This is a genomic window from Streptomyces sp. L500 (genome assembly GCF_054551825.1).
The window spans coordinates 13,672-34,602 of sequence record NZ_JBTOLC010000025.1 but is presented as its reverse complement, the minus strand read 5'-3'; the positions used below and the strand labels follow the sequence as shown (position 1 = coordinate 34,602).

General features: G+C 71.3%; 21 protein-coding genes. 13 read left to right on the top strand and 8 right to left on the bottom strand.

Features of this window, described 5'->3' with window-relative positions:
• Positions 1–19: 19 nt before the first annotated feature.
• The 8 genes from nadC to ACX9I7_RS21825 all read left to right on the top strand — a co-directional run bounded on the left by nadC (position 20) and on the right by ACX9I7_RS21825 (position 5,394).
• The gene (nadC, locus tag ACX9I7_RS21860; RefSeq protein ID WP_387573662.1) at positions 20–1,045 is read left to right on the top strand and encodes a carboxylating nicotinate-nucleotide diphosphorylase; all 1,026 of its coding nucleotides are present in this window, start codon (positions 20–22) and stop codon (positions 1,043–1,045) included.
• Entirely contained in the window at positions 1,045–1,842 is a 798-nt protein-coding gene (locus tag ACX9I7_RS21855) for a type III pantothenate kinase (protein ID WP_189456996.1), read from the top strand. The genes nadC and ACX9I7_RS21855 overlap by 1 nt, the downstream gene beginning before the upstream one ends.
• Before the next feature lie 110 nt (positions 1,843–1,952).
• On the top strand, positions 1,953–2,594 hold the full coding sequence (locus ACX9I7_RS21850) for a hypothetical protein (RefSeq protein ID WP_459388262.1): 642 nt from the start codon (positions 1,953–1,955) through the stop codon (positions 2,592–2,594).
• 75 nt (positions 2,595–2,669) lie between these two features.
• Positions 2,670–3,533, top strand: a complete 864-nt coding sequence (locus ACX9I7_RS21845; RefSeq protein WP_459388261.1) for a hypothetical protein — start codon at positions 2,670–2,672, stop codon at positions 3,531–3,533.
• 101 nt (positions 3,534–3,634) lie between these two features.
• Positions 3,635–3,814 (top strand): hypothetical protein, encoded by a 180-nt coding sequence (locus tag ACX9I7_RS21840; protein WP_189457079.1) that lies wholly within the window; start codon positions 3,635–3,637, stop codon positions 3,812–3,814.
• 155 nt (positions 3,815–3,969) lie between these two features.
• Positions 3,970–4,365 (top strand): BlaI/MecI/CopY family transcriptional regulator, encoded by a 396-nt coding sequence (locus tag ACX9I7_RS21835; RefSeq protein ID WP_189456992.1) that lies wholly within the window; start codon positions 3,970–3,972, stop codon positions 4,363–4,365.
• A gap of 9 nt (positions 4,366–4,374) precedes the next feature.
• Positions 4,375–4,893 carry an amino-acid N-acetyltransferase gene (locus ACX9I7_RS21830; protein ID WP_071962335.1) on the top strand — a complete coding sequence of 173 codons (519 nt, stop codon included), beginning with the start codon at positions 4,375–4,377 and terminating at the stop codon, positions 4,891–4,893.
• A 162-nt stretch (positions 4,894–5,055) separates the two neighbouring features.
• Complete coding sequence (locus tag ACX9I7_RS21825) at positions 5,056–5,394, top strand: histone-like nucleoid-structuring protein Lsr2 (protein WP_189456990.1); 339 nt, start codon at positions 5,056–5,058, stop codon at positions 5,392–5,394.
• Here ACX9I7_RS21825 and ACX9I7_RS21820 read toward each other — a convergent pair.
• Positions 5,325–6,092 (bottom strand): SCO3374 family protein, encoded by a 768-nt coding sequence (locus ACX9I7_RS21820; RefSeq protein ID WP_387573600.1) that lies wholly within the window; start codon positions 6,090–6,092, stop codon positions 5,325–5,327. The genes ACX9I7_RS21825 and ACX9I7_RS21820 overlap by 70 nt on opposite strands.
• A 481-nt stretch (positions 6,093–6,573) precedes the next feature.
• Between ACX9I7_RS21820 and ACX9I7_RS21815 the strand changes: the two genes are divergently transcribed.
• Positions 6,574–9,099: an ATP-dependent Clp protease ATP-binding subunit gene (locus ACX9I7_RS21815; RefSeq protein WP_126915361.1), complete on the top strand. Its 2,526-nt coding sequence runs from the start codon at positions 6,574–6,576 to the stop codon at positions 9,097–9,099.
• Positions 9,100–9,221: 122 nt separating this feature from the next.
• A complete protein-coding gene (locus tag ACX9I7_RS21810) occupies positions 9,222–9,866 on the top strand; it encodes a LysE family translocator (protein ID WP_387573602.1) in 645 nt (214 codons plus the stop codon).
• Here the strand turns inward: ACX9I7_RS21810 and ACX9I7_RS21805 are convergent.
• Together ACX9I7_RS21805 and ACX9I7_RS21800 are read right to left on the bottom strand one after the other, a co-directional pair.
• The gene (locus tag ACX9I7_RS21805; protein WP_459388260.1) at positions 9,814–13,188 is read right to left on the bottom strand and encodes an NACHT domain-containing protein; all 3,375 of its coding nucleotides are present in this window, start codon (positions 13,186–13,188) and stop codon (positions 9,814–9,816) included. The two genes, ACX9I7_RS21810 and ACX9I7_RS21805, sit on opposite strands and share 53 nt — an antisense overlap.
• Positions 13,185–13,532: a trypco2 family protein gene (locus ACX9I7_RS21800; RefSeq protein ID WP_387573607.1), complete on the bottom strand. Its 348-nt coding sequence runs from the start codon at positions 13,530–13,532 to the stop codon at positions 13,185–13,187. Before ACX9I7_RS21800 ends, ACX9I7_RS21805 begins: the two co-directional genes overlap by 4 nt.
• A 301-nt stretch (positions 13,533–13,833) precedes the next feature.
• On the opposite strand from ACX9I7_RS21800, the gene ACX9I7_RS21795 reads away from it, so the two are divergent.
• Entirely contained in the window at positions 13,834–14,577 is a 744-nt protein-coding gene (locus ACX9I7_RS21795; RefSeq protein WP_459388259.1) for a M23 family metallopeptidase, read from the top strand.
• A gap of 18 nt (positions 14,578–14,595) precedes the next feature.
• On the opposite strand, the gene cseC is transcribed toward ACX9I7_RS21795, so the two are convergent.
• The 5 genes from cseC to ACX9I7_RS21770 all read right to left on the bottom strand — a co-directional run bounded on the left by cseC (position 14,596) and on the right by ACX9I7_RS21770 (position 19,221).
• Positions 14,596–16,029 carry a two-component system sensor histidine kinase CseC gene (cseC, locus tag ACX9I7_RS21790; RefSeq protein ID WP_459388289.1) on the bottom strand — a complete coding sequence of 478 codons (1,434 nt, stop codon included), beginning with the start codon at positions 16,027–16,029 and terminating at the stop codon, positions 14,596–14,598.
• Positions 16,026–16,727 carry a two-component system response regulator CseB gene (gene cseB / locus ACX9I7_RS21785; RefSeq protein WP_387573610.1) on the bottom strand — a complete coding sequence of 234 codons (702 nt, stop codon included), beginning with the start codon at positions 16,725–16,727 and terminating at the stop codon, positions 16,026–16,028. The genes cseC and cseB overlap by 4 nt, the downstream gene beginning before the upstream one ends.
• A 7-nt stretch (positions 16,728–16,734) precedes the next feature.
• Positions 16,735–17,388: a hypothetical protein gene (locus tag ACX9I7_RS21780; RefSeq protein WP_387573612.1), complete on the bottom strand. Its 654-nt coding sequence runs from the start codon at positions 17,386–17,388 to the stop codon at positions 16,735–16,737.
• Complete coding sequence (locus ACX9I7_RS21775; RefSeq protein WP_126915368.1) at positions 17,376–17,927, bottom strand: SigE family RNA polymerase sigma factor; 552 nt, start codon at positions 17,925–17,927, stop codon at positions 17,376–17,378. Before ACX9I7_RS21775 ends, ACX9I7_RS21780 begins: the two co-directional genes overlap by 13 nt.
• 388 nt (positions 17,928–18,315) lie before the next feature.
• Complete coding sequence (locus tag ACX9I7_RS21770; protein WP_459388258.1) at positions 18,316–19,221, bottom strand: HhH-GPD family protein; 906 nt, start codon at positions 19,219–19,221, stop codon at positions 18,316–18,318.
• 152 nt (positions 19,222–19,373) lie between these two features.
• Between ACX9I7_RS21770 and ACX9I7_RS21765 the strand changes: the two genes are divergently transcribed.
• On the top strand, positions 19,374–19,916 hold the full coding sequence (locus ACX9I7_RS21765) for a pyridoxamine 5'-phosphate oxidase (RefSeq protein WP_459388257.1): 543 nt from the start codon (positions 19,374–19,376) through the stop codon (positions 19,914–19,916).
• 220 nt (positions 19,917–20,136) lie between these two features.
• The gene (locus tag ACX9I7_RS21760; protein ID WP_387573617.1) at positions 20,137–20,904 is read left to right on the top strand and encodes a hypothetical protein; all 768 of its coding nucleotides are present in this window, start codon (positions 20,137–20,139) and stop codon (positions 20,902–20,904) included.
• Positions 20,905–20,931 lie beyond the last annotated feature (27 nt).

Genomic DNA, 20,931 nt, shown 5'->3' with positions numbered 1-20,931 from the left:
CGCCCCCAAGGAGAACAGCGTGAGCACCCCCGAAGACGCCCCCCTGCACCAGATCGGCCGTTCCGGCCGGGAAGCCGCCGAGCCCGAGGCGACCGGCGGCTGCGGCGACGCCTGCGGCTGCTCCGGCGGGGACTACGAAGCGGACGCCTTCGAGTGCGGGCTCGACCCCGAGCTCGTCCGGCTGCTGGTCGCGGCCGGGCTGGACCCGCTCCAGGTCGAGGACCTCGCCCACCTCGCCATCGAGGAGGACCTCGACGGCGGCAAGGACATCACCACCTTCGCGACCGTCCCCGAGGACGCCGTCGCCTCCGGTGACTTCACCGCCCGCGAGGCCGGCACGGTCGCCGGTCTGCGCGTCGCCGAGGCCATCCTCTCCGTGGCCTGCACCGACGAGTTCGAGGTCGAGCGGCACGTCGAGGACGGCGACCGGGTGGAGGCGGGCCAGAAGCTGCTGACCATCCGCACCCGCACCACGGACCTGCTCACCGCCGAGCGCAGCATGCTCAACATCCTCTGCCACCTCTCCGGCATCGCCACCGCCACCCGCGCCTGGGCCGACGCCCTGGAGGGCACCGGCGCCGCCGTCCGCGACACCCGCAAGACCACCGTGGGGCTGCGCGCGCTGGAGAAGTACGCGGTCCGCTGCGGCGGCGGCGTCAACCACCGCATGTCGCTGTCCGACGCCGCGCTGGTGAAGGACAACCACGTGATCGCCGCCGGCGGCGTCGCCGAGGCGTTCCGGGCCGTGCGCCAGGAGTTCCCGGACGTGGACATCGAGGTCGAGGTGGACCGGCTCGACCAGATCCCGCCGGTCCTCGCCGAGGGCGCGGACCTGATCATGCTGGACAACTTCACCGTCGAGCAGACCCGCGAGGCCGTCGCGCTCGTCGCGGGCCGCTCCAAGCTGGAGTCCTCGGGCCGGCTGACCCTGGACAACGCCCGCGCCTACGCCGAGACCGGCGTCGACTACCTGGCCGTCGGCTCGCTGACCCACTCCTCCCCGATCCTGGACATCGGCCTGGACCTCCACGAGGAGGCCTCCTGATGCTGCTCACCATCGATGTCGGCAACACCCAGACCGTCCTCGGCCTGTTCGACGGCGAGGACATCGTCGAGCACTGGCGCATCTCCACCGATCCGCGCCGCACCGCGGACGAACTGGCGGTCCTGCTCCAGGGCCTGATGGGCCGCCATCCGCTGCTCGGCGACGAGCTGGGCGACGGCATCGACGGCATCTGCATCTGCTCGACCGTCCCCTCCGTGCTCCACGAGATGCGCGAGGTGACCCGCCGCTACTACGGCGACGTCCCCGCCATCCTCGTCGAGCCGGGCGTGAAGACCGGCGTACCGATCCTCATGGACCAGCCGAAGGAGGTCGGCGCGGACCGCATCATCAACGCGGTCGCCGCCGTCGAGCTCTACGGCGGCCCGTGCGTCGTCGTCGACTTCGGCACGGCGACGACGTTCGACGCGGTGAGCGCGCGCGGCGAGTACGTCGGTGGCGTGATCGCCCCCGGCATCGAGATCTCCACGGAGGCCCTGGGCGTCCGCGGCGCCCAGCTCCGCAAGATCGAGATCGCCCGCCCGCGCAGCGTCATCGGCAAGAACACCGTCGAGGCCATGCAGTCCGGCATCCTCTACGGCTTCGCGGGCCAGGTCGACGGCGTCGTCGGCCGCATGGCCCGTGAGCTGGCCGACGACCCCGACGACGTCACCGTCATCGCCACGGGCGGCCTGGCCCCCTTGGTCCTGGGCGAGGCGTCGGTCATCGACGAGCACGAGCCGTGGCTGACCCTCATCGGCCTGCGCCTGGTCTACGAGCGCAACATGATGCGGGGCTGACGCCCGGCTGTCGCGCGCCATCGGGGCGGGGTGTGCAACCAAACCCCCGCCCCCGACGGTCTGACAGCACGCAGGACGGACGGACCGGATCCAAGGGCGGGCGGACACGCGTGAAGCCGAAGCGAACAGCGCGTCGAACGGCGGCGGCCGCGGCCGCCCTCGCCCTCGCCGCCTTGACGGGCGGCACCGCGGCCGCCGCCCCGCCGCCCCCGCCCGCCGACTACCAGGCCATCGCCCACCCGGTCGCGGGCCGCGTGGGCCAGACGGTCGACGTCGAGGTCGGCGTGCGCAACGGCGGCCCCGGCCCGGCCGCCGCCGACCGCCGGGCCTACGCGGTCACGGCGCCCGAAGGCACCACCATCGCCCCCGGCGGCGACGCCGGCCACCGCTGCGCCCCGCACGACACGGCCGCCCGGACCTACCTCTGCGCCATCGGCGGCGACTTCGCCGCCGGCGACCGCGAGACGCTGCGCTTCCGGATCCGCATCGACAAGAAGGTCGAGGGCGCGGAGGGCTGGGTCCGGATCCTCGGCCCCGGCAGCGCCCCCGACCCGGATCCGGCCAACGACAGCGCGCCGATCGTCGTCGACGTCACCGGCCGCGCGCCCGGCGGCCGGTCCGTCGACACGCCCCGCCACCCGGCCACGGACGACGGCGACGCCTCCGCGACCCTGCTGCTCGCCACCACCTCCGGGACCGCGCTGTCCGCCGGCGCCATAGCCCTGGGCGCCGCCCGCCGCCGCGAGCACTGAGCCGTTCACCGTTTATGCCACGCCCGAAATAACCAGCTAAGCGAATTTTGTCCACTTAGCACTTAAAGTCGGCCCATGCCCACGCCTTATGGATCCCGCGGCGGCATGGCGTTCAGCGCGGACGAGCTGCGCGTGCTGCGCCGTGCCCTCGACATCGCACTCCGCCCCGACATCGTTCCCCACCGGCCCGGCCCCGCACGGGACGCCGAGGTCCGGGACTGCCTCCGGCTCGCCGAAGCCATGGCCGAGGCCGACCACGAGGCCGACCGGCTCCGCGCCTTCCTGCTGGCCGAGCTCGCCCGCTACCGCGCCGCGCTGCCCGGCGCCGCGCCCGGCTACGCGCGGCTGCTCAAGGACGCCCTCGCGGACGGCTATCCGCCCGGCCCCGAGGACCTCGCCGCCCTCCACTCGCTGTGCGCGCTCCCGACGGGCGCCACCGAGGCCGGTCACCGCCGCGCCCTGCTGCGACGCTGCGAGCACCTCGCCGAGCAGACGGTAGGGCCCCGATCCGCGACGGCCCGACCCGCGACCACCGGGCCCGCGACGGCCCGACCCGTGACGACCGGGCCCGTGACGGCCCGGCTCGCGCCCCGGGCCACCCCCGCCACCCCGGGCGTCCCCGGCGCCCGCCCCCAGCCGGGGCCCGAACCGGTGCACACCCACCCCTCGCGCGCCCTCCCCACACGTACGCGCCTGCTCGCGCTCCCGGGCGGCCGCACCCCGCACGCCGCCGAGGCGGCGGACCCCAAACCCGGGGTCAAGCCCCCGGCCCCGGGCAAGCCCGCCCCCACCGCGCCGCCGCCCGCCACGCCCCAGCCGAAGGCGCCCCCGCGGCCGGACCGGCCCATTCCGACCCCCGGCGAGGTATTCCCGCCCCGCCGCAAACCCGCCCCGCCGCCGGGCGCCGCGTCCGGCCTCCCGGCGGCCCGCCCGGCCTGACGCCCCGGTGCCCCCGGCATTCCCGGGGGAAAAGGCGGATGCGTAATCTGGACGAGTCGCGCAGTCGGCGCGAAACCCCGATCCAGAAGGAGCCGACGGCCATGGACTATGTCGCCGCGCTGGTCCCGCCCCTGGTGATGGCGATCGCCTTCACCGCACTGGTCGTGACGATCGTCAAGAGTCAGGGCGGTGCGAACAAGGCGAAGGAAGACGCCATCGTCGACGCCGCACTGGCCCGGGTGGAGGCCGCCCAGCAGCCCTCGAAGGCCGCCGGCGCCTGAGGCCGCCGCACACGCCGCAGGGAAACGCGCCGCACGGTAGGGGCGTACGATCCGGGGCCATTCCCTGGGACGTACGCCCTTTTCGCCGTGCGGATTGCCGCGCTGACCCGCGCCGATAAACCGGCATTCGCGACATCTCCCACTATTATTCGCGTGTGGTTCGACGCCTGGGTGAACTGGAAGACGCCGTGATGACGCGCGTGTGGGAGTGGAACCGGCCGGTCACCGTCAGAGAAGTCCTGGAAGACCTTCAGCAGGAACGGTCCATCGCGTACACGACCGTGATGACCGTAATGGACAACCTGTATCAGAAGGGCTGGCTCCGCAGGGAAGCCGAAGGCCGCGCCTATCGATATGAGGCGGTCTCCAACCGGGCCGCCTACTCGGCCGCACTGATGAACGAAGCCTGGTCCCTCAGCGACAACCCCGCCGCTGCTCTCGTCGCCTTCTTCGGCATGATGTCGGCCGAACAACGGGAAGCGCTCCGCGACGCGATCCGGGTCGTGCAACTCGACGGGCCCGACGAGACCCCGGGACCGCCGGGGCGATAGCGTCCGGTCATGTCCGCTCTAACTAAAGTCGTCACCGTCCGCAGGGCCCGCACCAGCGATGTGCCCGCCGTCCGCCGGCTCATCAACGCCTACGTACGGGACCGCATCCTGCTCGACAAAGCGACCGTGACGCTTTACGAGGACATCCAGGAGTTCTGGGTCGCCGAGCGGGACGAGGACGGTACCGTCATCGGATGCGGTGCTCTCCACGTGATGTGGGAAGACCTCGCGGAGGTGCGCACTCTGGCGGTCGACCCGGATGTGCGGGGCGGCGGAGTCGGCCACCAGGTACTGGACAAGCTGCTCCAGACCGCGCGCTGGCTCGGGGTGCGGCGTATTTTCTGCCTCACCTTCGAAGTCGACTTCTTCGCGAAGCACGGCTTCGTCGAGATCGGGGAGACGCCGGTGGACGGTGATGTCTACAGCGAGCTGCTGCGTTCCTATGACGAGGGTGTTGCCGAGTTCCTGGGTCTCGAACGAGTGAAGCCGAACACCCTTGGCAACAGCCGGATGCTTCTGCATCTGTGATCGCGGTCCCTATGTCCGAATCGCGCCCCTATCGCGGACGCCCGGAAGCCATCGTTCCCATGGGGAACGCCAGCTGAACCTTCCCGGAGGGTTTGTGTTTTTCCGGGAAAGGCGGTTTGCTATTCCTCCGTAATCCTTTTCCGCTGATGAAAGGAATCCCCCGTGGCGCAGAAGGTTCAGGTCCTTCTTGTCGACGACCTCGACGGCGGCGAGGCCGACGAGACCGTGACGTTCGCCCTCGACGGCAAGTCCTACGAGATCGACCTCACGACCGGCAACGCGGACAAGCTGCGTGAGGCGCTCGCGGACTACGTGAAGGCCGCCCGTCGTACCGGCGGTCGTGCCGCCGCGGCCCGCGGCAAGGGTCGCGTCGCCACCGCCGCCGGCAGCCCGGACACCGCGAAGATCCGCGCCTGGGCCAAGGAGAACGGCTACAACGTCAACGACCGCGGCCGTGTCCCGGCCGAGATCCGCGAGGCGTACGAGAAGGCCAACGCCTGATCGTCCGGCTCGCCCGCCGGTCCTCCCGGGCGATCCCCCGGCGGCTGATTCCTGCGCGCCCCCTCGGCGCGCAGCAGTCGGGCCCGATGGCACTCCGTGGCCGCCGCGCCCACGAGCCGCACGAGATCGGGGGCGCCACCGCTGCCGTCCACGCCGACAACAGGCAGCGTCGGCTCCACCTCGCACCCCGGCTCGGGAGGTCGCACCCAGACGGCCTCCGCGCCCTCCTGGGGGCCGTACGGGCCGCACCGACCGGCCCGGCCGGAGCGGCCGCGCCGGCCGCGTTCCCCGGGCCCGCCGGGATCCGGGCGGACTCCGGCGCCCACCGGGGCCGGAGCGACGATCCGGCCGCCCGTGCCCAGCGCGGTCAGCTCCAGGGCCACCCCGCCCCACTCCAGCCAGCCGAGCAGCCCCGGCAGCTCGTCGGCGGTGCCCACGGCGGTCAGGAACCACATCGTCCGGCTCCGCCGGTCCAGCGCGACCGGACCGGTCGGGCGGACCCGCCCGAGCACCGCGCGACCGGCCACCGCGGGCATCCCCAGGGCGTCGAACCGGAACCCGGTGAGCAGCTCCACGGGCCGCCCGCCCGTGGTCGGCCCCGTCGGCCAGCCGAGCACGCACTCGTACCACTGGCGCCAGCGGCGCCGCGTGCCCGGATCGTCCGAGGGGCGGCACGGGCGCGGGAGGACTACCGTCATGAACGGTGCAACTGTGGAAGACCCCAGAGGTTACGCACTGTTGCCGTTCGAACACTCCGCGTATAACACAAGCGGAGCGCATACGCGCACTCGGTGGTGCGGGGGTGTTCGCCCGTAGCGGATGCACGGGGGGTGCGCCGCATGGACTGTCAGTGCTTGCGGGTAAGACATTCCCCGAGGGAAGAGGCGGTACAGCGGGCCCCGGAGCGGGCCACCAGCGGTGGTGGCCGGGCCGGGGGCGGGCGTGTCGGCCCAGGTGGGCGTTCGCCGTGGGCGTACTGATGGTGGGCGTATATGCCTGGCCTGCGGGAACATCGTCTCCCACCATCAGGTTGGAGCAGATGTCGGCTGTTCGGGGCAGGAGGCCAAGGACGGGTGTCGGCAGTTGGAATGAGCTGTCCCGCCCAGCGGGACTAGCATGCGGAAGGACAGGGAGGGGACCGACCCCTAACTGCCTGACCGCTCTGAGGAGCGATTAACGATGTTCGAGAGGTTCACCGACCGCGCGCGGCGGGTTGTCGTCCTGGCTCAGGAAGAAGCCCGGATGCTCAACCACAACTACATCGGCACCGAGCACATCCTCCTGGGCCTGATCCACGAGGGTGAGGGTGTCGCCGCTAAGGCCCTGGAGAGCCTCGGGATTTCGCTCGAGGCGGTCCGCCAGCAGGTGGAGGAGATCATCGGGCAGGGCCAGCAGGCTCCGTCCGGCCACATCCCCTTCACCCCCCGTGCCAAGAAGGTCCTGGAGCTGTCGCTCCGCGAGGCCCTCCAGCTCGGCCACAACTACATCGGCACGGAGCACATCCTGCTCGGCCTGATCCGTGAGGGCGAGGGCGTCGCCGCCCAGGTCCTGGTCAAGCTGGGCGCCGACCTGAACCGGGTCCGGCAGCAGGTCATCCAGCTGCTCTCCGGCTACCAGGGCAAGGAGGCCGCCACCGCCGGCGGCCCGGCCGAGGGCACCCCCTCGACCTCGCTCGTCCTGGACCAGTTCGGCCGCAATCTCACGCAGGCCGCTCGCGAGTCCAAGCTCGACCCGGTCATCGGGCGCGAGAAGGAGATCGAGCGGGTCATGCAGGTGCTGTCCCGCCGCACCAAGAACAACCCGGTCCTCATCGGCGAGCCCGGCGTCGGCAAGACCGCCGTCGTCGAGGGCCTGGCCCAGGCCATCGTCAAGGGCGAGGTGCCCGAGACCCTCAAGGACAAGCACCTCTACACCCTCGACCTCGGCGCCCTGGTCGCCGGCTCCCGCTACCGCGGTGACTTCGAGGAGCGCCTGAAGAAGGTCCTCAAGGAGATCCGCACCCGCGGCGACATCATCCTGTTCATCGACGAGCTCCACACCCTGGTCGGTGCGGGCGCCGCCGAGGGCGCGATCGACGCCGCCAGCATCCTCAAGCCGATGCTGGCCCGTGGCGAGCTGCAGACCATCGGTGCCACCACGCTCGACGAGTACCGTAAGCACCTGGAGAAGGACGCCGCCCTCGAGCGCCGCTTCCAGCCCATCCAGGTCGCCGAGCCGTCGCTGCCGCACACCATCGAGATCCTCAAGGGTCTGCGCGACCGCTACGAGGCCCACCACCGCGTCTCCATCACCGACGAGGCGCTGGTCCAGGCCGCCACGCTGGCCGACCGCTACATCTCGGACCGCTTCCTGCCGGACAAGGCCATCGACCTGATCGACGAGGCCGGCTCCCGAATGCGCATCCGCCGGATGACCGCGCCGCCGGACCTCCGCGAGTTCGACGAGAAGATCGCCGACGTGCGCCGCGAGAAGGAGTCCGCGATCGACTCGCAGGACTTCGAGAAGGCCGCTTCCCTCCGCGACAAGGAGAAGCAGCTGCTGGCCGCCAAGGCCAAGCGGGAGAAGGAGTGGAAGGCCGGCGACATGGACGTCGTCGCCGAGGTCGACGGCGAGCTCATCGCCGAGGTCCTCGCCACCGCCACCGGCATCCCGGTCTTCAAGCTGACGGAGGAGGAGTCCTCCCGCCTGCTGCGCATGGAGGACGAGCTCCACAAGCGCGTCATCGGCCAGAAGGACGCCATCAAGGCGCTCTCCCAGGCCATCCGGCGCACCCGCGCGGGCCTCAAGGACCCGAAGCGCCCCGGCGGATCGTTCATCTTCGCCGGCCCCTCGGGTGTCGGTAAGACGGAGCTGTCCAAGACGCTCGCCGAATTCCTCTTCGGCGACGAGGACGCGCTCATCTCCCTCGACATGTCGGAGTTCAGCGAGAAGCACACCGTCTCGCGTCTCTTCGGCTCCCCGCCCGGATACGTGGGCTACGAAGAGGGCGGCCAGCTGACGGAGAAGGTCCGCCGCAAGCCGTTCTCGGTGGTCCTGTTCGACGAGGTCGAGAAGGCCCACCCGGACATCTTCAACTCGCTCCTGCAGATCCTGGAGGACGGTCGCCTGACCGACTCCCAGGGCCGCGTGGTCGACTTCAAGAACACCGTCATCATCATGACGACCAACCTCGGCACCCGGGACATCTCCAAGGGCTTCAACCTGGGCTTCGCCGCCCAGGGCGACGTCAAGACCGGCTACGAGCGGATGAAGGCCAAGGTCAACGAGGAGCTCAAGCAGCACTTCCGGCCCGAGTTCCTCAACCGTGTCGACGACACGGTGGTCTTCCACCAGCTGTCCCAGGAAGACATCATCCAGATCGTCGACCTGATGATCGCCAAGGTGGACGAGCGGCTCAAGGACCGCGACATGGGCATCGAGCTCAGCGGTGACGCCAAGCTGCTCCTGGCCAAGAAGGGCTACGACCCGATCCTGGGCGCCCGCCCGCTGCGCCGGACCATCCAGCGCGAGATCGAGGACATCCTCTCCGAGAAGATCCTCTTCGGCGAGCTCCGCCCCGGCCACATCGTGGTCGTCGGCACCGAGGGCGAGGGTGAGGAGAAGAAGTTCACCTTCCGCGGCGAGGAGAAGTCGGCCCTGCCCGACACCCCGCCGGTCGAGTCCGCCGCCGGTGGCGCGGGCCCGAACCTTTCGAAGGACGCGTAAGCGCGCGTAGCGCGCCGATCGGCCCCGGACCGTCGAACGACGGCCCGGGGCCGACCCGTTTTCGGATATCGCGAGCGCCAAGGCATGGCCCGGGGATCACCGGCTGATTACGCTGGCATTCCATGGTCATCACCGCACTGTGGTCATTCGCCCTGGTCGTAGGGCTCCTCACCATCACCCCGGGCCTCGACACCGCCCTCATCCTCCGCACCGCCGCACGCGGCGAGCAGCGCCGCGCGTGGGGCGTCGTCCTGGGCATCCAGACCGGCACCCTGTGCTGGGGCGCCCTCACCTCGGCCGGCGTGACCGCCCTCCTGGCGGCCTCCCGCCTCGCCTACGAGACCCTGCGCTGGGCGGGGGCGGCGTACCTGCTGTGGATGGGCGCGCGCATGCTGTGGGAGGCGCGGGGCCGTGCCACGGCGGGGTCGGCGGACGACGGGCCCGAGCCCACCGAGCCCGCCGCCCCGGGCGGCTTCACCGCCGGCTGGCGGCAGGGGCTCGTCACCAACCTGCTCAACCCGAAGATGGGCGTCTTCTACGTCGCGGTCCTGCCGCAGTTCATCCCGGCGACGGCGCCGCATTTCCTGATGGGGCTGGCACTGGCCTCGGTGCACGTGGCGCTGGGCGTGCTGTGGGCGGCGGTGCTGGTGGGCTTCGCCCGGGCGCTGCGGGACTGGCTGCGGAAGCCGACGGCCCGGCGGGCCATGGACCGGGTCACGGGGACGGCGATCGTGGGCTTCGGGGTGAAGCTGGCGGTGGGGGAGTAGGGGCGAGTGGGGCGCCGTAGCCGCTTCTGTCCGTGAGACGGCCGCTCAGGAGCTCCGCGTCGGTCACTGTCACCTCTTGGAATTCGGTGGTCCACACCTCCAGGGGTCCCTGCGATGCGGGCCGGCCGGAAAGGTCCAGTTCCAGTTCGATGCGGCCTGGGACGGTCGACCGGAGCTGCAGTTGTCCGAGTCCGGGAAAGACCCGGAACAGTGAGGCGTCCACCTTGAGGTCTTCGGTGAGCGTGAGGCCCAGCGAACGCACCCGGAGGAGCGGCGCCACCCCTGCGAGGTCGCCGCACGTTTTGATGTGGAGCTCGAGTTCCCGCAGACGGCTCAGTCCCGTCAGCTCGCCGAGCTCTGCCGGGGAAGCGAGAAGCGATCCGACGTACAGGGCGCTGAGGTTTTTCTGAGCCGCAATACCGGCCAGTCGTGCCGGGGTCCCTTGGTGGGAAACATTGAGGGCAGAGATTTCCGGGGGTAATGGGGGAAGCATTCCCCCGTTCTCGGGTGGTAGGTCGAATAGTTCCAGGGTGCTGAGCGCCGGTAGTGTGGCGATGGTATTCAGTGCGGCGATCGGAAGGAATCTCGCGTCCAGCGCCAGGCGCTGAAGTCTCGATCCCGTCAGGGCTGCTATGTCTCTCAGCCCGCGGCAGTCGGAAATCCTCAGAATCTGGATCTCCGGATGCTCGTGGATGAAATCGATATCGGCGAGGACAGGGTTATTGGCGAGGCTCAAGGACCTCAAAGAACGGCCGGTCAGGGACCGGCTGATGCTGTCCGCCATGTGGCTGCCCCGAACCGTCAGGGAGCCGACGGGGCCGAGGAGCGGAATCTGGGCGAGTGCCTCCGCCGAGGAGACAACGAGCCGGATGTCGTCCAGCCGCATGTTCGCGAGGACCTGTTCCGCGAAAGCCCGAGTATCGACGTGCCCCCACGCGTCCGTCACCCGGCGCCGCACCATCTCCGATTCGTGCTGCCCGTAGCGCTTGAGGAGCGGCAGGGCCGCGTCCCCTAGCGAGCTGAGCACGCTTACGACGTACTGCGCCGGTTCGGCAGCCAGCCTTTCGGGGCCTGGTAGCACCGGGAGAACATCCGGCCCGAGGGAGGAAAGGAGTTCCACCTCCTGATCCGTGGCCGGCGGCCCGAGCCCCCTGACCCCCTCCCAGACCGCGTCATGCTGCGCGTCGTCCAAATACGCCGCCCCGATCGCACACTCCGCCGCCAGCGTGCGCAGCGACCACCGAGCCTTCCGCCCGTCCGCCGAGTCACCGGCCGCGATCAACCCCGCGATGACCCGCTGGATCTCACCACGCCCGCAATGGCCGATGACGAGCCGTATGACGTCCTGCCATTGCTCCTCCTCCGCATGCCCCAGCAGTTCGTCCAGCGAATCGCTGTCCTGGAACTCCTTCGCCGCCAGGTAGTCCTGGAAGGTGCGATGGATGAACTGCAGGGAATCCGCAGTGCGTTCCTGCAGCAACCCGCTCCGGTTGAGGAGATGCGTGAGAACCCGCTCCGCCGAGCCCTGCTCACGGACCCTGCGCAGGCCCTTCATCGCGTGTTCGAGCTGGTGCACCGCCTGCTCTCTCGACAGCTCGGCGCGGCCGTTGCGCACCAGCCAGACCGCGATGCGCTGGAGGAGCTGCCGGCTGTCCTCGATCGTCACGTCGATGCCCTCCGGGCTGCCGACGCGGCGGTGGGCGTCGCGGTTGCCGAGCAGCATGGCGAGCGCGGCCTCGTAGAGGTGCCAGCGGGTGCGGGGCAGGAGGCCCTGGCGGCGCCGGTGGAGGGCGCAGATCACCGCGCACAGCAGCGGCGTCCGGGCCAGATCGCGCAAACCGGTGTTGCGTTGGAACTCCTGCGCGAGATCACGTTCGAGGGCGGTGAGGCGGCCGCGTTCCTGGTCCGCCCGCGCCGTGTCGGCGTAGCCGTCGCACTCCAGGCGGGCGGCCTGGTGCCAGGCGGCCACGAAGGACTGGATGTCGCCGTCGCTCATGGGCAGGAGCTGCAGCTCTTCGAAGCCTTCGGAGGCCAGCCAGGAGTGCTCGACCGCGAGCGGTCGCACGGTCACCAGGCACCGGGTGTCCGGGTACATCCGCAGCAGGTCGGCGAGCCATTTGCGGGCGGGGCCGCGTTCGGGCTGCGGGAGTTCGTCCAGCCCGTCGACGAGCAGCAGGGCGCGCCCCGCCTCCAGGACGCGGCCGGCCCACCCGCTCGGGGCCTCGTCCACCTGGAGCCGGGCGATGGTGGGCAGCAGGGCGGGGGTGGGCGTGGTGATGCCCTGGGCGGTGAGGCTGCGCATGGGGAGCACGAAGGGGATGAGGCCGTTCAGGGCGGCCAGCTCCTCCGGCAGCGTCCGGCACGCGGCGTGCGAGGCCAGCCACCACACGAGCGTCGTCTTCCCGGCCCCGGCCTCGCCGCGAAGCACCGCGCGCGGACGTGAGCCCAGCAGTTCCTCGATCCGCTGCGGCTCAGGACGGAGGTTTGCGCTGTCAGGACGGTCGGGCCGACGCGGAGCCAGCGCCTCCAGGCTCAGATACGCCGTGTCCAGGTCCCAGCTGTTCTCGTTGCTGCCCAGGTCGTCGAGGCCGAAGACCTCCATGCGGCTGTAGCGGGCCTTGATCGCCTTGGCGTACAGGTCCTCGTAGGGGAAGTCCGCCGGGTTCTCCGGGGAGAGTGCTTCCAGCGCGGGCCTCAGGCCGTGCACCAGGGCGGAGGAGGAGAAGCCCGGGCTCAGGAGGATCTTCTCGATGGGGATGGCGTCGATGGCGGAGTGCTGCCAGCCCGGGCGGTCCTCGATGACCATGCCCAGGAGGACGGGGCCCGAGAAGACGGGCCCTCCCGACAGGCCCGCCCATGGCGAGCCGTCGCGGAGGGGACGCGGCGGGTGGTGCCTGCTGTGCAGTACGTAGCGCTCGCGCAGCCAGCCCGATGTGGGCATCAGGGTGCATAAGACCTGCACGGCCTCCAGCTGGTCCTCCGCGAACCGCTGGACCTGCGGGAAGCCGAACACCTGGCAGTCGTGCACGGCCCCGGCGCGGCTGAGGGTGCCGTAGCGCAGGGGCGGCAGGATGCCGTCGGGCACGAGGTCCCGCTCGGCCACCAGCAGGGCCGCGTCGCAGTCCCCGGGAGCACCGGTCCAGACGCGCGTGCAGCGCGCCACCTCGCGCTCACCGGGGACCGCGACCATCGCGGACGGCTCGTCCCCCAGCACGTGCGCCGCCGTCAGCACCAGCCGTGACGTCAGCAGCACCCCGCTGCCCTGCCGCGCCCCCAACACCGCCACCAGGCGGTCCTCCACGGGCCGGACCTGGAGCGTCACTGCTCGTCCGCGAGCCCGAATCCCGACAGCCCCGCCGGGCGGTCGTTGCCGACCTTCCAGCCCTCGCCCGTGCGCCGGTCCTTCGGGGTCAGCTTGAAGGCGACCTTGTGGGTCCGCGTGGAGCCCCGGGACGCGTCCGTGCCCGCGTCGACGACCCAGGCCTTTACCCCGCCCCGGCCCTTCACGTCCCGTCGCAGCTCGACCGTGAACTCCATGGCGATCTCGCCCACGTCGAACGTCAGGTCCTCCCCGGACTCGGCCGCGGCCGCCGCCGCGCTGGTCAGTCCGTCGCGTATGGCCCGGACCGCGTCCGACAGCTCGATGATCTCGTCGAAGTCGCTCATTGTGATCCCCCCTGGCACGTTTCCCGGAGCGTATCGCCCTCGCCGGGACTTTGGTCCCGGAATCCATAGGGTCGTTGGTCCCTGTGCGGTGACAAGACCCACAGGCCTTTTCGCCGCCACTAAGCCGGATAGTGGCAACCCTCTCCGGCTGGGCCCGCGCGCCCCGCCCAAGATCATTTACGAATTACGGCCCGCCCTAGTAGCAGCCCCCTTTGTCAGCGCCCCCGGGCGCGGGTTACCAAGGAATGGCGATCCCGGTCCGACGGACCGGGACCTGTTCTTTTTCCGGAGGTTTTCCCGTATGCCGAAGCCGAAGCGCACCGCTTTCCGTGACCCGAGCAAGTCCGTTTCCCGCGTCCGTGCAGCCGCTCTCGTGGCAGCCGGGCTCGGGGCGTCGGTCGCGCTCGGTTCCGGGGTCGCGCTCGCGGCCGACGTCGCCGCCTCGGCCGGCGTCCTCCCCGGCTTCGCGGCCGCCGCGCCGCTGGGCGACGCCCTGCACGCGCAGGCCGAGACGCAGCAGAAGGTGGCCGAGAAGGAGAAGCAGGAGGCCGCCAAGCGCGCGGAGGAGGCCCGGAAGCGGGCCGAGGACGCCCGCAAGGAGGCCGAGGCCTCGCGCAGCCGTGCCAACGCCTGGGTGCACCCCGTCGACGGCTATCAGATCGGCCAGCCGTTCGGTAAGGCCGGCAGCATGTGGGCCAACAAGCACAGCGGCCAGGACCTGGTCGTGAACTCCGGTACGCCCGTGAAGGCCGTCCACGCCGGCACGGTCGTCAAGGCCGGTCCCAACGGCGGCGGCGACGGCCCCGCGTACGGCAACGCCGTCGTGATCAAGCACGCGGACGGCCAGTACTCGCAGTACGCGCACATGTCCTCGGTGAAGGTCTCCGTGGGCGAGCGGGTCATGACCGGCCAGGACATCGGCCTGTCCGGCTCCACCGGCAACTCCAGCGGCCCCCACCTGCACTTCGAGATCCGCACGACCCCGGACTACGGCTCCGCCGTCGACCCGGTCGCCTTCATGGGCGCCCGCGGCGGCGCGCTCTGACCGAATCCCGCCACAGCGTCAGACGCTGATCACCGGGAACGTCCCCGTACTCGTCGGGGACGACTCCGGCAGCCACAGCACCGCGATCGCCCCGCTGCCGCCCTCCACCACCGGGTCCGCGTTGCGGAAGGTCAGCCGGGCGCCCAGCACCCGGGCCTGACCGGCCGCGATCGTCAGGCCCAGGCCGTGGCCCTTGCCCGCCCGGTCCTCGCTGCCCGTCCGGAAGCGGCTCGGGCCCTCCCTCAGCAGCTCCTCCGGGAAGCCCGGGCCGTGGTCGCGCACGCGCAGCACCCGGCCCTCCACCGTGACCTCGACCGGGCCCTTGCCGTGCTTGGCGGCGTTGGCCAGCAGATTGCCGAGGATGCGCTCCAGGCGGCGCGGGTCGGTGGAGACGTACGCCGTCCGCAGGACGGTCACCTCCGCCTCCGGGGCCGCCGCCCGCACCCGGCGCTGGACGAACTCGCCCAGCTCGATGTCCTGCATCTCCGCGCGCTCCGCGAAGCCGTCCAGCCGGGCGACCTCCAGGACGTCCTCGACCAGCGTGCGCATGGCCTGCGCCCGGTCCCGTACGAGCTCGGTGGGCCGGCCCGGCGGCAGCAGCTCGGCGGCGGTCAGCAGGCCCGTCACCGGGGTGCGCAGCTCGTGGGCGATGTCGGCGGTGACGCGCCGCTCGGCCTCCAACCGGTCGCGGAGCGCCTCGGCCATGCCGTCGACGGCCCGGGCCAGATCGTCGGTCTCGTCGCGCACGCGGCCGCCGATGGCGTCGCGGACGCGGATGTCCGACTCGCCGTCCGCGAGCTTGCGGGCGGCCGTGGCGGCCTTGCGCAGCCGCCGGGAGAGCTGGCCGCCGACGAGGATGCCCAGCGCCGTGCCGCCGAGGACGACGGAGACGGAGCCGATGATCAGGGCCCGGTCGAGGTCGTTGAGGATGTCGTAGCGGTCCTTGAACCGGGTGTGGATCGAGAGGATCTTGCCGTCGCGCAGCGGGGTGGAGGCCCACACCTCGGGGGCGCCGGAGCCGTTGTCCTGGAGGTAGGTGGCGCGCAGCCCGAGCTCGGCGGCCTCGCGCAGTTGCTTGGGCAGCGCAGGGTCGTTGACCTGGGCGCGCAGCATCCGCTTGCCGCCGGTGGACTCGTAGTAGCGCTGCGCGATCTGGACCCGGTCGTCCATCTGGTCGCGGCTGCTGTTGAGCATGGAGACGCGGGCCGCGTTGTGGACGACCAGGCTGAGCGCGACGGCGACGAGCGCGCCGACGCAGGCGATGGCCAGACTGACCTTCCAGCGCAGGCCACTGCGCAGAGCGAGCTTCACCACGACTTCACCCTGACACGACCGGGCCCTTTGGGACGACCGAGCCCTGAGAAACGAACCGCACCGGGTCGCCGGAAACGAACCCCACCGGGCCGTCGGAAAGGAATCGTGCCGAGGAAACGAACCGCACCGGGCCGTCAGCCCCGGAGTTTGTAGCCGAAGCCACGGACCGTCTCGATGCGGTCCTGGCCGATCTTGCCGCGCAGCCGCTGCACATGGACGTCCACGACCCGGGTGTCGCCACCCCAGCCGTAGTCCCACACGCGCTCCAGCAGCCGGTCGCGGGAGAGGACCGTGCCGGGCGAGGCGGAGAACTCCAGCAGCAGCCGCATCTCGGTGGGGGTCAGGGCGACGGGCGTGCCCGCCTTGCGGACCTCCATGCCCTCCGTGTCGACCTCCAGGTCGCCGAAGCGCAGCACCCCGCCCTCGATGCCCTGGGGCTCCTCGGCCACGGCGCCCGCCCCGCTGGCGTGGCCGAAGCGGCGCAGCACGGCCCGGATGCGGGCGACGAGCACGGCGCCGTCGAAGGGCTTGGTCACATAGTCGTCGGCGCCGGCCTCCAGGCCCAGCACGACGTCGATGGAGTCGGCCCGCGCCGACAGCATGATCACGGGGACGGTGGACTCGTCGCGGATCCGGCGGCACAGGCTGACCCCGTCCAGGCCCGGGACCATCACATCGAGCAGCGCGATGTCGGGCTGCTTGGCCCGGAAGCTCTCCAGCCCCAGCAGTCCGTCCGGCACCGCCGTCACCATGAAGCCGTCGCGCTCCAGAGCGAGCTGCGTCGCCTCGCGAATGACGTCGTCGTCCTCGACGAAAAGCACATGCGTATCGGCCACGCCGCTCTCAGCCCTCCGATCCTTCGCTCGGCACCTTGCCGTTGTTGCCGACCTTGTTGTAGTCGGTGTGGGTACGGCCCATCTCGTGGAACGCGCCGTCCGACCAGTGGTACGTCAGGACGTCGACCCCCGAGGGGCAGCAGACCGCGTCACCCGGACCGTAGACCTGCTTGGTGATCGTGAGATCCCGGCGGTCGATGTCCGCGTACACGGGCGACTGCTCGACCGTGAACACATTCTCGTACGTGTCCCCCTTGGGACGGTACACATACGAGCCGATGCCGAGGGAGTCCCCGCACGTCAGGACGTTCACCACGACGTCGGTGCCGCCGTCGTCCGTCAGCTGGCCGTAGGTGACGTCGACCGGGTACTGGTCTTTGACGCAGGGCTTGAGGTTCTTCTTGATCTGATCGCTGACCTTCGGGTCGGCCTTGATCAGCTTGATCGCGTCGACCTTCTGGGCCGGGGTGGCGGTCGTCGCGGGCATACGCGTGACCGCCTTCGCGGCGGGCTGGTTCTGCGCCGGCCCCTCCTTGCGCACCCCGTCACCGCTCGTCCCGCAGCCGGCAAGCAGAAGACCGGCGGCAGCGGCCATGGCAGTGACCGCTCCACCGGTGATCATCGCCGGCCCGAAGCCGGCGGCGCGCTTCAGGCGGCGCACCGTTCCTGCCCCCGATCGACGCGCTCGAGGGCGTGGAAGTCCAGGTCCCGGCTCTCCAGCTCCTGACGCAGCCGGGCCAGTGCGCGGTGCAGCGTGCTCTTGACCGTCCCCGTGGACATGCCGAGCGCCTCCGCGGTCTCCTCGGTGCTCATCTGCTCCCAGTGTCGCAGCACGACGACGCTGCGCTGCTTGGGTGCGAGGACCCCGAGGATGTCCATCAGCAGCGCGCGGTCGGCGTGCTGCTCCGTGCCGTCCTCGACGCTCGCGTCGGGGAGCTGCTCGGTGGGCACCTCGTCGAGCTTGCGGGCGCGCCACCACTCCGTACGGGTGTTGATCATGACGCGGCGGAGATAGGCGTCGGCCAGCGACTTGTCCGCTATCCCGTCCCAGCGGCCGTAGGTGCGCACGAGGGCGGTCTGGAGCAGGTCCTGCGCGTCGATGGGGTCCGGGACGAGACGCCGGGCGCTGCGCAGGAGGGCGTCCTGACGGTTGCGCACGTACTCCTCGAAGTCCAGCACCTTGCCGCTGCTGCCTGCCATAACCGCAGCCTCCATTCCACTCGCGTTCCCCGCGCCACGCTGGTGGTCCTCCAGCACGGGTAGGACGCTACGGAGGAGCTGTTGCGACGCGATGTGCGAGAGCCCGTCGGCTGTGGCACAGCTATCCATAGGTTGTGTAACAGCCGGAGGAATAGATCAAAGAAAGACCGGCTCTGTCCGTTTCGGAAGCAAGGTGGAGGCGGCTCCCGACGATGGCTTTGTGACCGCTGTATGACGGCTGTGCGAATCGCCGCGGGCGCCGTTACGGGCGTGCGTGCCGCGGGCTCCGCGTACGGGCGCCGCGCGGGCCGCCGACCGGTGATCGGCCCTGGGCGGCCGTCAACGGCCTGTGACGATCACCGTCAGGGGCCGACACCGGCCCGGCCCGTCACGTCAGCGGCAGCCGGTAGCGGCCGTCGGCCAGCGGCTCGACGAGCCCGTCGGCCACGAGCCCGTCCAGCGCCCGGGCCCGCTGCACCGGCTCGTGCCACACCGCGTCCAGCGCGGCCTGCGGCACCGGCGTGACCGCCTCCCGCAGCACCGCCAGCAGCTTGCCGCGCACCTGCCGGTCGGTGCCCGCGTACGTCTGGCCCCGGCGCGGCGGCCCGTCGTGGGCGGGCGAGCCGGCGGCCAGCCACGCGCACTCGGCGGCGATCGGGCACGTGCCGCACGACGGCGTGCGGGCCGTGCAGACCAGCGCGCCCAGCTCCATCGTGGCGGCGGCCCAGCGGGCGGCCACCGGCTCCTCCTCGGGCAGCAGGGCGCGGGCCAGCCGGCGCTCGGCGGCGGTCGTGGCGTTCGGCGGGTACTGGGCGCCGGTCACCGCGCGCGCGAAGACCCGGCGGACGTTGGTGTCGAGGACGGCATGCCGCTGCCCGTAGGCGAAGGACGCCACGGCCGCCGCCGTGTACTCGCCGACACCCGGCAGCGCCAGCAGCTTGGCGTGATCGCTCGGCACCTTGCCGCCGTGCCGCTCGGTGATCGCGGACGCGGCGGCGTGCAGCCGCAGCGCCCGGCGCGGATAGCCCAGCCGCCCCCAGGCCCGCACCGCCTCGCCGGGCGGCTCCGCCGCCAGGTCGGCCGGGCGCGGCCAGCGGGCCAGCCACTGCTCGTACACCGGCAGCACCCGGCTCACGGGGGTCTGCTGGAGCATGAACTCGCTGACCATCACCCCCCACGGCCCGGCCTCCGGGCGGCGCCAGGGCAGATCACGGGCGTGCACGGCGAACCAGTCGATCACCGGGGCGTGCAACAGGGTGGACGTCTGGGGTGTGGTGGCAGGCATCGCAGTCATGTCGTCTCCGATCCTGGCACGCCCACGCGGGGCGGCGAAACGGCTGGGGCCCGCGTCGGCCACCGGAGCCCCCGGCTGCCCCGATCGAGTGAGCGCCCCCACCGCCGACCGGCCCCGTGCGAGCCGCTTCGTCCACTTTCTAGGGTGATGCCATGACCGAGCCGACAGACCACCCGACAGACCAGTCGTTCGCGCCGCCCGCCGAGATCCGGGCCGCTCTGGACGCGCACACGACCTTGACCCTGGCCTACGTGGACGAGGACGGTCCGCAGGCGTGCGCGGTGCTCTACGCGGTGTCCACAGCGGCCACCGTCGGCTCCGGTGAGTCCGGTGAGTCTGTCGGGTTCGGTGAATCCGTCCCGTCGCTCCTCTTCGTCACCTCCGGCACCACCCGTCACGGGCGTGCCCTGCTCGCCGGCGACGGCCGCGTCGCCTTCACCGCACAGCGCGACGGACAGGACTGGACCTCGCTCACCGGTGTCCAGGGCCGTGGCACCTGCCGCCTCCTTCAGGGCGCTGACCGCGAGACCGCCTGGCACGCGTACAGCGCGCGCTTCCCGTACGTGGAGCGGACCGACCGGCTGCGGCAGGCGATGGAGCGCACGGGGCTGTGGGAACTGCGCCCGGACTGGCTGCGGCTGGTCGACAACGGCCGGGGGTTCGGGCACAAAACGGAATGGCGGAAGACCTTCTGACGAGCCGTACGCATGCTCGCGGACCGTGCCGGTGACCGGTCGGACCGTCACCACGGTCCCAGTTGCGGGCAGATGATGGGAAAAGCAGCCACTCCTACGGCGGGTACTGGCTGGTCCCCCGGCCGATCTCTCGTAGAGTTTTCGCGTGGGATCTCTGCGCAATCCGATCGGGCCGCTTCCTTCCTCCATCTACTGGCGGCGGAGGGCAGTTGCACTTGGCGTGCTCGGACTTCTGGCCCTGGTCGTCATCTGGTTCCTCGCCATGGACGGTGGCGGGGGCGGCTCCGAGGGCGATCAGAGCGAGGGTGCCAAGAACGGCCAGACGCCGACGGCGGATGCCACGATCACACCCGGCCCGACGCCTTCGGGGCCGCACATCGGTCAACGACCGGGCGGCCGTGGCGATTCGGGCGGCGGCGGAACCGGCGGTGGTACCGGCGGCTCAGGTGACCGTGCCGGGAGCGGCGGCGGTTCGGGAGCGGCCGGTGGCGCGGGCGGCGCGGCCGCCGCGGCCGGTGGTTTCGGCGGTGGTCCCGGACTGGCGGTGACCGGTGACAGCAAGCCGGTGGCGGCCGTGTCGAGCCTGCCCGACTGCACGCCGGGCGCGGTGCGGCTGAGCGTGCGCAGCGTCAAGGACTCCTACCGCCCGGACGAGAAGCCCAAGTTCGAACTCGTCGTGAAGAATTCCGGTGGCAGCGCCTGCAAGGTGAACTTCGGGGCCACCGCCGCCATGTTCGTCATCACCGACGACAAGGGCGAGGAGCACGTGTGGAACTCCGGCGACTGTGTCCGGGGCACGGCCGCGGTGCTCTTCGAGGTGCCGGGCTCCGGCGAGACCAAGCGCACCGTCGAGTGGGACCGCAGGCGCAGCGCCCCCCAGTGCGCCACGCCCTCCGGCCCCACGGCAGCGGTACCGGGGACCTACCGGGTCGAGGTGAAGGTGGCGGGCGTCACGGACCGCACGGAATTCACCTTGGAGAAGGCCTGAGCAGACGGACCGCGCCCCGAAGGGGCG

Coding starts and splice junctions, on each gene's coding strand:
- ACX9I7_RS21830 (WP_071962335.1), top strand. CDS start 4,375: ATGTCCGCTCTAACTAAAGTCGTCACCGTCCGCAGGGCCCGCACCAGC.
- ACX9I7_RS21820 (WP_387573600.1), bottom strand. CDS start 6,092: ATGACGGTAGTCCTCCCGCGCCCGTGCCGCCCCTCGGACGATCCGGGC.
- ACX9I7_RS21815 (WP_126915361.1), top strand. CDS start 6,574: ATGTTCGAGAGGTTCACCGACCGCGCGCGGCGGGTTGTCGTCCTGGCT.
- ACX9I7_RS21765 (WP_459388257.1), top strand. CDS start 19,374: ATGACCGAGCCGACAGACCACCCGACAGACCAGTCGTTCGCGCCGCCC.
- ACX9I7_RS21800 (WP_387573607.1), bottom strand. CDS start 13,532: ATGAGCGACTTCGACGAGATCATCGAGCTGTCGGACGCGGTCCGGGCC.
- ACX9I7_RS21840 (WP_189457079.1), top strand. CDS start 3,635: ATGGACTATGTCGCCGCGCTGGTCCCGCCCCTGGTGATGGCGATCGCC.
- ACX9I7_RS21795 (WP_459388259.1), top strand. CDS start 13,834: ATGCCGAAGCCGAAGCGCACCGCTTTCCGTGACCCGAGCAAGTCCGTT.
- ACX9I7_RS21770 (WP_459388258.1), bottom strand. CDS start 19,221: ATGACTGCGATGCCTGCCACCACACCCCAGACGTCCACCCTGTTGCAC.
- ACX9I7_RS21775 (WP_126915368.1), bottom strand. CDS start 17,927: ATGGCAGGCAGCAGCGGCAAGGTGCTGGACTTCGAGGAGTACGTGCGC.
- ACX9I7_RS21855 (WP_189456996.1), top strand. CDS start 1,045: ATGCTGCTCACCATCGATGTCGGCAACACCCAGACCGTCCTCGGCCTG.
- ACX9I7_RS21845 (WP_459388261.1), top strand. CDS start 2,670: ATGCCCACGCCTTATGGATCCCGCGGCGGCATGGCGTTCAGCGCGGAC.
- ACX9I7_RS21810 (WP_387573602.1), top strand. CDS start 9,222: ATGGTCATCACCGCACTGTGGTCATTCGCCCTGGTCGTAGGGCTCCTC.